This is a genomic window from Ruegeria sp. AM5 (genome assembly GCF_056540645.1).
Genome location: NZ_JBQFXC010000002.1, coordinates 308,418 through 320,498 on the forward strand (window position 1 = coordinate 308,418; position 12,081 = coordinate 320,498).

Here is a 12,081-nt window from a genome sequence, read left to right on the forward strand (position 1 = left end):
ACGATGAATTGCACCATACTGGCATAGATTGCTGTATACTAAACTGATCGAAAGCAGTCTTGGCGTCGGATAGTTTCGCGGGCTGCTCATCGATGAAGGAAGAACACTTGCGCACTATCAAAAATAGTCCACTCACCCGAAAGCTTTCAAACTTCGTCGCTCTGACTGAGGTTGAACTTGCGGTATTGGCACGCCTGCACAAGCGTCGCAGAACCTTTGAAGCCGGACGTGACCTTGTGCATCAAGGGCAATCAGAGCAGGCGGCCTACATTCTGGCCTCGGGCTGGGTTTGTTCCTACAAAACCCAGACTGACGGGTCGCGTCAGATCGTCGATTTCCAAATACCGGGTGACTTTCTGGGCTTGCGAAGCGTTCTGTTGCACACCTCGGATCACAGCATAGAACCAATCATGGAAATCCAAGCCATTGAAGTAGTAGTGGATGATCTCCTGGAAGCATTTGCGCAGACGCCCCGGCTGGCGACAGCAATTCTTTGGGCGGTCTCCCGAGATGAAGCGATGGTGGTTGAGCACCTGGTCAACATAGGACGGCGCGATGCGGGTGAGCGCATGGCGCATTTTCTTTTGGAACTTGGTGTGAGGCTGACTCAGGTCGGGATGGCAAACAAGACGGGATACACTTGCCCCCTGACACAATACCACCTTGCCGATGCGCTGGGACTGAGTGCCGTGCATGTTAATCGTGTCCTACGGCAACTGCGGGAGAAGGGGCTGGTTACTTTTCAATCCGGGCAAGTGGTATTTGATGATTATGAAGGACTGGTGACGTTGGCCGGTTTTGACCCCACTTATCTGGATCAGGCCGGGCCACTATTGAAGCAATAAGTTCACCCCTACAGCGATGCCGGGATTTTGATGATCGTTGCCTGTTAGAGACGGAATTCGCTTCGGCAGATTTGGGATTTCACTGAAAAAGAAGCGCAAGATAAATACAGTCCGATTGCGGTACTGGATTTCCTGCGCTTCTTAAATACTCGTTAAGAACACGCTAGCAAATATCCCGCCAACACACATCACGTTGCCGGAATCCAAACATCGTTGCACTGACGCAGGTTAGTTCGTTTTCGGCGTCACCTGATCCTCGGACACCAAATGCATTTGAGATTCTAATAAAATCTCAGGTCATTGGCCGCCGACTAACATCGATCAGCGCGCGCCTGCCATTTGCACATTATTCTAAATTACAACGCCAGTACTACCGCGGCGCTTACGAGCGTGTACCGCGGCAGACTGCGCGGGGAAGATCCAACAAACTAAATGGAGGACAAAGGTGAGCACAAGATCGTCCAGTTCTTTGGTGACGTTTTCAAATCCGTTCTCTTTGTCCGGCTACCCGGATGTACTTCCTGCAGGCGAGTATGAAGTAGTTGTCGAAGAAGAGCTACTGCAGGGCCTGAGTTTCGAAGCATATCGCAGAACCGGAACCTACCTGACAGTTCGGGGCAAAGGCAGCAAGCCAGGCCGCACGGAAATGCGCCCAATTGACCCAGAAGATTTTGAACTGGCGCTCAAGCACGACCAGACCTTGGCCACATCTAACAATGACAGCGATGCGGCGCTTTCCCCGCAGGAGGAATAGATTATGAACACGCCCGAATGGCTTAAACCCGGAATCTACGGTGCTCTGATCGGCGGGGTTTTCGTAGGCGTCGTTGGATTTTCATGGGGTGGATGGATGACCGGCGGTAGCGCGGACAAGATGGCCAACGCCATGTCCCGCGATAATGTAATCGCTGCGTTGGTTCCGGTCTGCGTCGACATGGCGAGAACTGACGCCCAACGCGCCGAAAAAATAACGACGATCAAAGAGGCTTCTTCTTTCAAGCAGAAGGATGCCGTCATGGCGGCTGGCTGGGCAACGGTGCCGGGATCCCAAACTCCTAACAAAGACCTGGCGCAGGCCTGTATCGAGGGGCTGAACCTGGATGGATCGTAACTCAATCACTCAACATTCGGACAACGCCGTTTGCATCAGGGCAAATCGAAAAAATCAGTACCGGTTTTGCGCTCACTTAATGGCTGCGTTGTTTGTTGTCGTCTTCAGCAGTTTGGCGGGCTCCTTTATCTCATCAAGTCCCGCATCGGCCGAAACAAATTCGATCCCGGATAACGCGCATCCCAAAAAGTATGGCGACGGTTGGGAATGCGATTTGTCCTATCGGTTGAAAGGCGAAGAATGCGTGGCCATTGTCGTGCCGGGAAATGCCTACCCCACAAACAGAACCTATGGCTCAGGGTGGGCATGTATGCATGGCTTTGTTGAAGTTGGCGGCACCTCATGCACTGAAGTGATTGTGCCTGAGGGTGGATATCTCGATCCATCAGGTGAGAGGTGGCGGTGCCTGCGTGGATACACAAGAGTAGACGATAGCTGCCAGAAAATCGTGGTGCCGGATAATGCTTACCTAACGAATAGCACTTATGGATCTGCATGGCGTTGCAACCGTGGCTACGAAAAAGACGGAGAAGCATGCGTGGCAGTAGCGGTGCCGGAAAACGCTTTTCTGAACGCATCAACCAGCGGGCGTCCCTGGACGTGCGAGCGTGGGTATTTTGAGCGCGACGGACAGTGCGATGCCGTGTTTGTGCCTGAAAATGCTTTCTACGATGACGCGATCCATGGAGTTGGATGGAAATGCGAACGTGGTTACGAGGCGTCCGGTGATCGCTGCAATGCAATCGAGTTACCAGAAAATGCCCATATCGACCGATCCGGTAATAGGTGGGAATGCCACAGAAATTATCATCAGTCAGAAGGTCAGTGTGTTCTGAACAATTGAGGTTTCAGGCAGAGAGCCCATTTTTCCAAACTTCACAATTTGTGCCCGTTCTTACCAAGGACGGCGCGTTTCACACTCCCAAAAGGAACAGATATGAAACCCCTACCCATTGCGTCGGATGACAGGAAGTTCATTGCCAGCAATGCGCAAAAGCTGCCGCCTGAACAAGCAGTTTTTCCAGAGCTTCACCGCAAGACACTTGTGACAGATACACCGACTGCAATTGTGTATTGCGAAGGAAACTTCGCAAAGATCGATGGCAAGACGGCTAATGGTCTCGTTCGACATTCACAGGCCTATCGCGTTCTTTCGGTGATCGACAGCACGTATGGCGGTTGTGACAGTGGCAAAGTGCTTGATAATGTCGCAAATCAGGTTCCCATCTTCGATGATCTTGATGCCGCCGTCGCTAATGAAGCTACTATCCCCGACACGTTTATTTACGGAATGGCGCCGGCCAGCGGCAGAATGTCCCTTGAAGATCGCGAAGCTGTTGTGGATGCGATAACGCTCGGAATGAACATCGTCAGTGGGCTGCATGAATTTCTTTGCGATGACAAAGAGCTCGCCGGATTTGCCAAAATTCACGATGTCACGATACGCGACATTCGCAAGCCGCGGCCTAATCGCGACCTGCGCCTGTTAGATGGCAGTGTTGGAGACGTCCAGGCGATCCGCATCGCGGTGTTCGGCACCGATTGTGCAATTGGAAAGCGTACAACCGCGACAATCCTGACAAGTGCCCTTAACGCGCATGGGATCAAAACAGTTTTGGTCGGTACCGGCCAAACTGGTTTGATGCAGGGCGCCAAGTATGGTGTCGCGATGGATTCGGTGCCGCCGCAATTTTGCTGTGGCGAGCTTGAGCGCGCTGTTGTTGCAGCATCTGAAGATGAACACCCGGATGTCATAGTGATCGAGGGCCAGGGCGCGCTAAGCCATCCGGCCTTTTGCACATCAGCCTTCATTCTGCGAGGCAGTCAGCCACATGCAGTTATTCTTCAACACGCGCCCAAACGAAAACGTCGATGTGATTTCCCCAACATGACAATGCCCGACCCTTGCGATGAAATCACCCTGATCGAGGCTTTTGCGAACACAGAGGTAATTGGCATGACGATCAACCATGAAGGAATGAATGATATTGAGATTTCAAAGGCCATCACAGACTATAACCGCAAATTGTATCTCCCGGTCACTGACGCATTGAACCGTCCTCCAAAAAACTTGGTGAATATGGTTCTATCTGCCTTTCCGCGCTTGCAACCCGTACGTGCTACGACGATTGAATGAGCAAGCTGCGTATTGACGTTGATCTGGACAAAATTCGGTACAACACACGGTTCCTGGTCGACCACCTTAGACCCCGCGGAATTACGGTGACAGGTGTGACCAAAGCCGTGTGCGGTCATCCTGAAATTGCGAATGCTATGCTTGAAGGTGGCGCGACAGGGCTGGCGGACGCGCGGATCAGCAATATCATGCGTATGCGCGATGCTGGGATCTCGTGCTCCATATCCTTGATCCGAACGCCCATGCTGAGCCAGGTCGCGCAAGTTGTTGATAACTGCAATGTCAGCTTCAACACAGAGATGGACATTATCGCAAGCCTGGCCGTGAGTGCGCTGGGAAAGAACATTACTCACAATATTATCCTGATGGTGGAAATGGGGGATATGCGGGAAGGCATCTTGCCTGAACACATTGAAAGCACTGTGTCTCAAATTCTTAGAATGGAAGGGATTTCTCTGAAGGGGATTGGTGCAAATTTTGCCTGTCTGGGTCATGTGGCACCCTCTGCAAGAGCAATGGAATTGCTTTCGTCGCTTGCCGTCGGCACCGAACTTGCAAATGGACCCGCTCTGGAAACAGTGTCAGGCGGCGGCTCAGCCAGTTTGCCATGGGCGCTTGGCAAGGGGGCGACCGGAAAGATCAACAACCTGCGTCTGGGTGAGGCCATCCTGCTGGGTACTGACCCCATTTCGGGGTACACGATCGACGGGCTATACACAGATGTTTTCACGCTTTGGGCGGAAGTGATCGAAACGAAGACCAAAGCAAATTCAAATCCCGTGCAAATGACTTATCCTATGCCTTCAATGCGGTGTGTGACTTTAGACAGTCCTTCGAACACTCGGTCGATCCTTGCCATTGGACACCAGGACACCGATGCGGCGGGTCTAATTTTCCCTACTGGCGTCACGTTCGTCGGAGCCACCAGTGATCATATCGTTGTTGAAACCACCAATTGCCTGCTTCGCGCTGGTGGCGAGATGAAACTGAAATTGAACTATAGCGCGCTCTCGCGCGGCATGGCTGCACCCGATGTAGCAAAAGTCTTCCATGGTGATGGCGCATTGGTTGACTGCACCGCAGCGAACACTGATCGCCCATATTCGAAGCGAAAGTAGCGCGCCAGGGTTGCCGCCGCCTCGGCTCTGCTTCAGCCACCCGTCTTATTCTACGGCTTTACGTAGTAAATGAGGCACCCAATCCCTATATTGGATGTAGCCGCATTCACTTTTCACACCCCATCTGGGCTTGTGGGTGGTGCGGACAATCAAAGGATCAAAATGATGTCTTTCAAAGACCTGACGACCAGAGCGGCTGCCGCACTGAAGGAAAACGATGCGGACGCGTCAAAAAAAGAAGTGACGTCGAAAGGGCAGGACACCGTCCCCGAAAAACCAAAGCCTAAACCCCAAAACTGATAATACCCTGCCGGGAGTGGGTGGCTTGTTCTTGTCTGCATCTCCGAGCGAGCGGTATCAGCAAAGGAGAACTACCCAAATGAACCAACTAATCAGCAAGACAATCGCAGTCTTTTCCAGGCCGCTTACTTTCCCTGGCTTTGACGAATTACTCCCGGCGGGCGAATACGACATAGAAACTGAGCTTTCCGCACCACCAGATTATTTGGATCCAAAAGCCTGGAAAGCATCAGTGCTAATCTTTCTGCATCCACGGAAATCTCACCCCGGTCTGGCGCGAACCTTGACCGTTTCTCTTGCTGATTTGGAGAGAGCCCGCGCAAGGGATAAATTGTCTGCGAAGGAGTTGTCGCAATTCCTGCTCGACCAGCTTTTGGCCGATCCCATGGTGCAATTGATTATGGAAGCGGATGGCGTTTCAGAGACTCAACTTCGGCACCTCTACTCGGAGTCGATCATCTCTGAGGCAGACGACATATCATCAGATCAACGAGCCCTACCGCGAGGATGCGGAAACGGTTCTCGGTATACTTTCGCTGTCCAAGCTGCTGAGAACGAAGGAATGCCAGTTCGTCCTAATAAAACCCCTCGGATTACAGGCCGTCCCATCGGACAGTCTGAACCAGGCAGCTCCTTCAATCTCAAGGCTTAGGGCTCGGAACTTTCTTTTCCAGTCGCTGTATAAACCAAAACAGAAATCGAGGCCAAGAACTGATGGAAGACTTCGACAACGAAGCAGATCCGATCGTGGCTCGCGCCCACAATGATGTGCCGCAAGAACGCCCGTGCCTACGTTGCAGAACGCCATTCTGGAGCGAAGGGTTCGGAGAGCGGATTTGTCGACGCTGCAAGGGGTTGAGCGCGTGGCGAAATGGCGTATCGATAAGCCCCGGGTTAGCTCGGCGTCGCTGATAACCTGACGCCGGTCTTACCAGCTTTTCTGATTATATCTCATTTTACCTCATTGGTGCTGACCCAGCCCGCTAATCCGGGCCGTTTTAGTGTGGAACCAGGTCGGTAATCGGCGCTGAAGACGAAGCGTAACCGCAATCGGATTGGAACCGAGCGGATATGGCACGCATTCGCTTCGCCGAACCAAAGTAGCTGAGATCTACCGCAAGAAAGGAAATCTCCGCGCGGTCCAACTTCTGCTCGGGCACACAAAAGTCGATAGCACCGTGCGATACTTGGGCGTTGAATTGGAAGACGCGCTAAGCATTGCAGAGCGCATAGACATCTGAGACAGTTTGGCGTTCGGCACTGTCGGTCGCCAATCCATAGCGGTTCTAGTTCTTTTACGCAGGGGGGGGGACGTAGCGAGCCCTGAGCGGAAGTGTCAAAATCTTGTTGCATACGCTCGCAGCACAGATTTCTCGGCACAGGCGCAATTTACAGGGTACCGGACCGAGCGGCCATTTGATCGCACCGCGGGTACTTGTGCAGAAGCGGCGCGAACATCCCCGCCTGACAGCCAATGTCGTCCGGCCAGTCATTCCTAGTTACGAGGAAGCCTTGATCACATACTCCTCTCTCGCCGCACTCAGGCCCGGCAACTGAAACGCGGACTTAAACTGCCACCCGCTGATAGCCTGGCCCCAATTCGACACAACGAAAAACTAATACCAGACAATTTCTTTCGGTAGTTCACCAGGAACCTTGGTCACCGGCAGTTTCAAATACTACTAGCCGTAGCGGTGCTCCCATTGCGATGAGGGAAACTTCCTTGACTCTATTCTGGGTAAGGACCACAAAAGCGCATTGGTGAAAATTACTCGCCGCCGCGATGCTGCCGGTTACGATAATCCAATGGCCTTCAGACTAACTGTAGCATGTGCCCCAGCATAGGAACGGGTTTCGCTGGGGTCTTCGCTATGAGCTCGTTCCTCGCAAGCATTCGCAACCGTCACCTGACAAGCCCCAGTCATCGCGTGACCCATGAAAGAAGGCGCCGTATGAACAGCACATGGCTCATAAATTGCGTACTTGATGCCAGATAGATCAAGTCTGACGCTCCGTATCAATCTGTCATTCATCGTGTTTACGCGCTGCATTCTTTGTTTGATCCCGACACTTTTGGTGTTGCTCTCAGGAACGCAGCTTCCTGCCCAAGTCGCAGGCAATGCCGATGGATCGGTTTGTGACGAAGGTTTCGAAAACAAGAACGGATCGTGCCAAAGAATAGACTTACCAGAAAACGCATATTTAACTGGTAGCTCCTATGGCAGCGGCTGGGAATGCAATCACGGTTTTCAGAATGTCGGAGAACTCTGTGAGGAAATAAGAGTTCCTGAAAATGCCTTTCTTGTATCAACCGGAGATCAGTGGAAATGCAATCGGCTGTTCCGGCGTGTTGGAGAAGAATGCGAAGAACTGATTGCACCTCAAAATGGGTACGTCGAAACGCGGTTTGGTGCGCAAGAAGTACACTGCAACTGGGGATTTCGTAAGGAAAGCCAGGAGTGTGTTGCAATAGTTGTCCCAAAAAACGGTCGTCTGAGCGACAAAAGAAGCTCGGATGGTTGGGTATGCCTCAGAGGTTACAGGGCAGCGGAGAGCGGCTGTGAGCCAGTGGCTGTTCCACAGCATGCATATCTTGCGCCTGAAACCTATTCCGGATGGAAATGCGAACGTGGTTTTCGCGCGAACCAGGACAGGTGTGTTGCGATCTTTGTCCCTTTCAACGCTCACTTAAATCGAAGAGGTGACGGTTGGGAATGTAATCGGCCGTTCACGAGACAGAATGACAAGTGCGCCGAAAATGTGCCGCGACAATAGGTTGGTGGAAATCAATACCGCCTGAAATATCCGGAAGGACCAAGCCGTGAACCATAACTCGATTAACGAAAATCTGGGCAAAAGGCTCAAGGCGGAAAGGGCGCATCGCTGGTCCTACAATGTAAAGATGTTTATCGCGATAGCGGTATTTGTTACGGCGATAATTGTTGTGGTGTTTTTCTGATGCGCAAAAATGCCCCTCAAGTAACCCTTCCGGACTACAATATGTCAGCTCGTGGTTTGGAACAAAGAGCATTTCAGGACCGCAGTGTTCGTAAGTCGCGGAACGCTGACGTATCAGGAGTGATTGAAGTAGAATTTGGAAAGTACTTGATTAAGGCTGGCGTTCTGAGCGGTAATAGTGTTGCACGGGCATTTCCCATGCCACCAGCTAAAACGCAGGCAATGATTGCCGATGCAGTTGGCGAAACGCCGGCATTAGCCATTGAAGCCTTAAAAGAAGTTCTCGAAGAACGAGACAGGAAGCGTAGCGGTCAACGCCGTTTGGAGGGAAACTCCGGCACCCTCGTTCCCAGTGAAAGAGAATATGCCGAGGCATTGCGCCAGATCAGGCTCACCCCTGCGCAAGTCACAATGCTCAAAGCACTTACAATCGCAGGCAAGGACGGTCTGACCATTGGTCACTTGTCTCAGGCAGCCGGTTACAAATCGCGCGAGGCATCCATAAAGGTCTTCAAGAAAATCGGACTATTGATCGCAGAATATCTGGAGCTCGAACTTCCCGAAGCCGGATCGGTACAGAATGATGGCGCCGCTCAGGTCCTGGCGTTTTCTCACATCGAAAGTGACGATGAGCCAGCCACTTGGATCATGCATCAGGAACTGCGCGACGCTGTTCGTTCGGTTCTATGACGCACGTTCCAGCCCCCGCTTTTGCAACGAACTCTGAACCGGAACAATTGCACGAAAGGTTGCTCACGTAGCTTATGTTGGAGAAAAGACCATATCCGCTCGACCTGATCTATGTACCTGTGAAACGGGCGAAAACGCTTGATCAACAAAAAGTTCTGACGCTGGCCGAAGATATCCTGAAGAACGGCCAGAAGACCCCGATCCAGATACGCTCGGACAACAAGAGGTTCGTGCTGATTGAAGGCCTTCACCGATTAGAGGCCATTCGCGCCTTGGGCGGCGATACGGTCGATGCCTATTTGGTCCGCGCCAGATTACACTAAACTCTTGTTGGGATTGGCGTTCGACAAAGCCTGAGAAAACGTCAGCAGGCGCTGACATTCTTCATCCCAAAGATGCAATCGTGCGCAATGAAGGCTCTCATATAGAGTAATACGCTGGCAATTTTCCAACTCGGAATGGTCACGCAATACCTCGTTTAGCCGATAAAACGGTATGCGGCTGGCAAGGTGGTGAACATGGTGCACACCGATATTGGCAGAGAACCACCGCAGGATGCCTGGCAGGGCATAGTGAGAACTTCCATAGAATGCGGCGTTCTGAAGATTCCACACTTCTTCCCGCTCCCAAGTCGTGTGTTCAAACTGGTGTTGAATATAGAATAGCCAAATACCAATCGACGCGGCGACGATCATGGTTGGAAGGAATACAAAAACCAGTACATCCAGGCCTCCGGTCCAAAAAATCAGAGCCAGGACCACCGCAATCGCGGCGTTTGTTCCCATTGCACTTGCCCAATACAGCCAGCCTGACCGCATGAAACCAAAGGGCAAGCGATTTTGAAAAACGAACGTGTAGACCGGTACGATACAGAACAGGATGAAGGGGTTCCGGATTAACCTGTAAGCGGCACGCCCGAACCAATTCCGTTTCAGGTATTCCTCAATGGTCAATGTAGGAATGTCACCCATACCACGCCGATCAAGGTTACCGGTTGAGGCATGGTGAATCGCATGGCTTTGCCGCCAGACGTCATAGGGTGTCAGGGCGAGAACACCCAGAACCCGGCCAGTCCAATTGCAAACATTGCGGCTTCTAAAGAAAGATCCGTGACCACAATCATGCATGATGATGAAGATACGCACCAGAAATGCGGCGTTCAGGATGGCCAGTAGAACAGTGACCCAGATACTAAGGGATAGCGCAAACCACGCTGCGCCCCATAGCGCGAAAAAGGGGATGACAGTGATTGTCAGTTCAAAAACGCTACGCTTCGTATCGGGCACACGGTATTGCGCGAGCGCCCGGGTCAATTCCTGCTGTTGCAACTGACTTGTTCTCCAAGGGCTTTTAGCAGCCCGTTGTGCAAACGAGCACCCCATAAGGGTGCCCGTAAAAGGTCAGGCCAGTGCCAGATTGGCGGCGCTGTCGCGTCCGTCACGGCCAGCTTCGACGTCAAAAGTGACCTTCTGGCCGTCTTTCAATTCGCTGATGCCGGAACGTTCAAGTGCTGAGATATGCACGAACACATCGCGCTTACCATCTTCAGGCTCGATAAAGCCAAAACCTTTGGTCGAGTTGAACCATTTTACTGTGCCATTTGCCATGGTGGAAGTCTCCTAATACTTGCCGCCCGCATCATTGCGGCGACTCGGCGTGGTCGGTCTGAATCGAAAGACTGAACGCCGAGTTTGGGAGACAGCAGGTCGAAAAAGAAAAACGTAAGCCTTGTGTATATGGACTTTGAGTACACACGATACAAGCCTTGATACAATGGAAAGCAACAGAAGATCTGAGTCTGCCTAGCCCAATTTGGGACAAAGATAGGCAGAACGCATTGCTCTGCGTTTCGGAAATCAGAGGTCGGCTTCTGATAAAACCTGCCGAATGCGTATGCAGCAAATTGATTGCTCAGGCACGGCAGGTAGGGCTCACTGTCCGAAATCGCCGCGTGCTTCAAGAACACCGCGGCCAGGCACAAATGTTCATTGATTGAAACATTACTAAATCAACGAGTTGACCTCTCTAACGAACGGTAGATTCTGCGCGGCCCGAATCTTGGGTCATGCTGCGTTGGCATAGGGCGACTGCGAGCCTCAAAGTGCCATTAGTAGGTCCGTATCTGCGTAAGCATCGGGCAAGAAACGTTACCGATGTTACAGTTGGCCGTAAGTTCATTCAGGGCGGCCTCCAATCGCTTAAGTTCGATTATCTTCATACGCACATTGGAGATATGAAGCTCGGCCAGTTCCTTAACGGATTGGCAATCCTCGCTATCACCTTCGGACAGGTTGAGAAGCACCTTTGCATCGGCAAGCGCAAAACCCAAGTCTCGGCACTTCCTTAGAAAACAAAGCCGTCCCACATCGTGCGCAGAGTACATGCGTCGATTATTCGATGCCCTTTCTGGTTTCGGCACGATCCCTTCGCGTTCGTAGTAGCGGATAGTTTCAATTCCGACACCGCTTTGCCGGGATGCCTCCCCAATCGCAAACATGTGAGATTTCCTGTCTTGATCCTGTAGTGGCTACAGAAGTTATACGAGAGGTTGTTGTCTCTACAACTCCGCGCGACGTAGTCCATCAGGGAAACAGAATGCAGAAGTACCTTAGCCTCAGCTATTTGGGATCGCTATCAGCGCTTGGCGTCGCGACTTGCTGCGTTTTGCCCATGATGATGATGTTACTGGGGCTGGGCGGCAGTTGGTTGGCAATCTTTGGGAAGGTTGCGGCAGCGAGTTACTATGTGCTGACGATTTCAACGGCGCTCGTCGCGATATCGTGGCTGGTATCTTATCGGCGCGGTTCCTTACCGACGTTAAAATGGCGGCTTGCAGGAACAACTCTAATCACCGGCGTGGCTTGGGTCGTTGTGTTTAACGAGGCACGGATTAACGATTACCTGATCATGCAGATGTGAGAC

Annotated in this window: 13 protein-coding genes and 1 pseudogene; 11 read left to right on the forward strand and 3 right to left on the reverse strand. The window is 52.0% G+C overall.

Features of this window, described 5'->3' with window-relative positions; all coding sequences use genetic code 11:
• The first annotated feature begins 92 nt into the window (after positions 1 to 92).
• The 10 genes and pseudogenes from ACR0AH_RS07330 to ACR0AH_RS07375 all read left to right on the forward strand — a co-directional run bounded on the left by ACR0AH_RS07330 (position 93) and on the right by ACR0AH_RS07375 (position 9,482).
• A complete protein-coding gene (locus ACR0AH_RS07330) occupies positions 93 to 845 on the forward strand; it encodes a Crp/Fnr family transcriptional regulator (RefSeq protein ID WP_170759981.1) in 753 nt (250 codons plus the stop codon).
• Positions 846 to 1,290: 445 nt separating this feature from the next.
• Complete coding sequence (locus ACR0AH_RS07335; RefSeq protein WP_170329073.1) at positions 1,291 to 1,599, forward strand: hypothetical protein; 309 nt, start codon at positions 1,291 to 1,293, stop codon at positions 1,597 to 1,599.
• A gap of 3 nt (positions 1,600 to 1,602) precedes the next feature.
• Positions 1,603 to 1,956 carry a hypothetical protein gene (locus ACR0AH_RS07340; RefSeq protein ID WP_170329075.1) on the forward strand — a complete coding sequence of 118 codons (354 nt, stop codon included), beginning with the start codon at positions 1,603 to 1,605 and terminating at the stop codon, positions 1,954 to 1,956.
• The gene (locus ACR0AH_RS07345; protein WP_170759979.1) at positions 1,946 to 2,800 is read left to right on the forward strand and encodes a hypothetical protein; all 855 of its coding nucleotides are present in this window, start codon (positions 1,946 to 1,948) and stop codon (positions 2,798 to 2,800) included. Before ACR0AH_RS07340 ends, ACR0AH_RS07345 begins: the two co-directional genes overlap by 11 nt.
• A 201-nt stretch (positions 2,801 to 3,001) precedes the next feature.
• Positions 3,002 to 4,093, forward strand: coding sequence for an N-acetyltransferase DgcN family protein (locus tag ACR0AH_RS07350; protein WP_480591100.1), 1,092 nt, complete (start codon positions 3,002 to 3,004; stop codon positions 4,091 to 4,093).
• A complete protein-coding gene (locus ACR0AH_RS07355; RefSeq protein WP_480591102.1) occupies positions 4,090 to 5,211 on the forward strand; it encodes an alanine/ornithine racemase family PLP-dependent enzyme in 1,122 nt (373 codons plus the stop codon). Before ACR0AH_RS07350 ends, ACR0AH_RS07355 begins: the two co-directional genes overlap by 4 nt.
• Positions 5,212 to 5,590: 379 nt before the next feature.
• Complete coding sequence (locus tag ACR0AH_RS07360; protein ID WP_480591104.1) at positions 5,591 to 6,163, forward strand: hypothetical protein; 573 nt, start codon at positions 5,591 to 5,593, stop codon at positions 6,161 to 6,163.
• Positions 6,164 to 6,551: 388 nt separating this feature from the next.
• A pseudogene (locus tag ACR0AH_RS07365) lies at positions 6,552 to 6,752 on the forward strand (tyrosine-type recombinase/integrase); the annotation flags it as partial.
• Positions 6,753 to 8,469: 1,717 nt separating this feature from the next.
• Positions 8,470 to 9,159: a hypothetical protein gene (locus tag ACR0AH_RS07370; protein WP_170759972.1), complete on the forward strand. Its 690-nt coding sequence runs from the start codon at positions 8,470 to 8,472 to the stop codon at positions 9,157 to 9,159.
• Between the two features lie 74 nt (positions 9,160 to 9,233).
• Positions 9,234 to 9,482 (forward strand): ParB N-terminal domain-containing protein, encoded by a 249-nt coding sequence (locus ACR0AH_RS07375; protein ID WP_170759970.1) that lies wholly within the window; start codon positions 9,234 to 9,236, stop codon positions 9,480 to 9,482.
• On the opposite strand, the gene ACR0AH_RS07380 is transcribed toward ACR0AH_RS07375, so the two are convergent.
• The 3 genes from ACR0AH_RS07380 to ACR0AH_RS07390 all read right to left on the reverse strand — a co-directional run bounded on the left by ACR0AH_RS07380 (position 9,474) and on the right by ACR0AH_RS07390 (position 11,656).
• Positions 9,474 to 10,487, reverse strand: coding sequence for a fatty acid desaturase (locus ACR0AH_RS07380; RefSeq protein WP_260026608.1), 1,014 nt, complete (start codon positions 10,485 to 10,487; stop codon positions 9,474 to 9,476). The genes ACR0AH_RS07375 and ACR0AH_RS07380 overlap by 9 nt on opposite strands.
• A gap of 72 nt (positions 10,488 to 10,559) precedes the next feature.
• Positions 10,560 to 10,766, reverse strand: coding sequence for a cold-shock protein (locus ACR0AH_RS07385; protein WP_170430361.1), 207 nt, complete (start codon positions 10,764 to 10,766; stop codon positions 10,560 to 10,562).
• 500 nt (positions 10,767 to 11,266) lie between these two features.
• Positions 11,267 to 11,656, reverse strand: coding sequence for a MerR family transcriptional regulator (locus ACR0AH_RS07390; protein WP_170499190.1), 390 nt, complete (start codon positions 11,654 to 11,656; stop codon positions 11,267 to 11,269).
• Between the two features lie 98 nt (positions 11,657 to 11,754).
• Between ACR0AH_RS07390 and ACR0AH_RS07395 the strand changes: the two genes are divergently transcribed.
• Positions 11,755 to 12,078, forward strand: coding sequence for a hypothetical protein (locus tag ACR0AH_RS07395; RefSeq protein WP_170499188.1), 324 nt, complete (start codon positions 11,755 to 11,757; stop codon positions 12,076 to 12,078).
• Positions 12,079 to 12,081: the final 3 nt, after the last annotated feature.

Excerpts from the sequence above, each read along its gene's own strand:
- ACR0AH_RS07330 (WP_170759981.1), top strand. The coding sequence starts at position 93 with ATGAAGGAAGAACACTTGCGCACTATCAAAAATAGTCCACTCACCCGA.
- ACR0AH_RS07340 (WP_170329075.1), top strand. The coding sequence starts at position 1,603 with ATGAACACGCCCGAATGGCTTAAACCCGGAATCTACGGTGCTCTGATC.
- ACR0AH_RS07345 (WP_170759979.1), top strand. The coding sequence starts at position 1,946 with ATGGATCGTAACTCAATCACTCAACATTCGGACAACGCCGTTTGCATC.
- ACR0AH_RS07355 (WP_480591102.1), top strand. The coding sequence starts at position 4,090 with ATGAGCAAGCTGCGTATTGACGTTGATCTGGACAAAATTCGGTACAAC.
- ACR0AH_RS07360 (WP_480591104.1), top strand. The coding sequence starts at position 5,591 with ATGAACCAACTAATCAGCAAGACAATCGCAGTCTTTTCCAGGCCGCTT.
- ACR0AH_RS07370 (WP_170759972.1), top strand. The coding sequence starts at position 8,470 with ATGCGCAAAAATGCCCCTCAAGTAACCCTTCCGGACTACAATATGTCA.
- ACR0AH_RS07375 (WP_170759970.1), top strand. The coding sequence starts at position 9,234 with ATGTTGGAGAAAAGACCATATCCGCTCGACCTGATCTATGTACCTGTG.
- ACR0AH_RS07385 (WP_170430361.1), bottom strand. The coding sequence starts at position 10,766 with ATGGCAAATGGCACAGTAAAATGGTTCAACTCGACCAAAGGTTTTGGC.
- ACR0AH_RS07390 (WP_170499190.1), bottom strand. The coding sequence starts at position 11,656 with ATGTTTGCGATTGGGGAGGCATCCCGGCAAAGCGGTGTCGGAATTGAA.
- ACR0AH_RS07395 (WP_170499188.1), top strand. The coding sequence starts at position 11,755 with ATGCAGAAGTACCTTAGCCTCAGCTATTTGGGATCGCTATCAGCGCTT.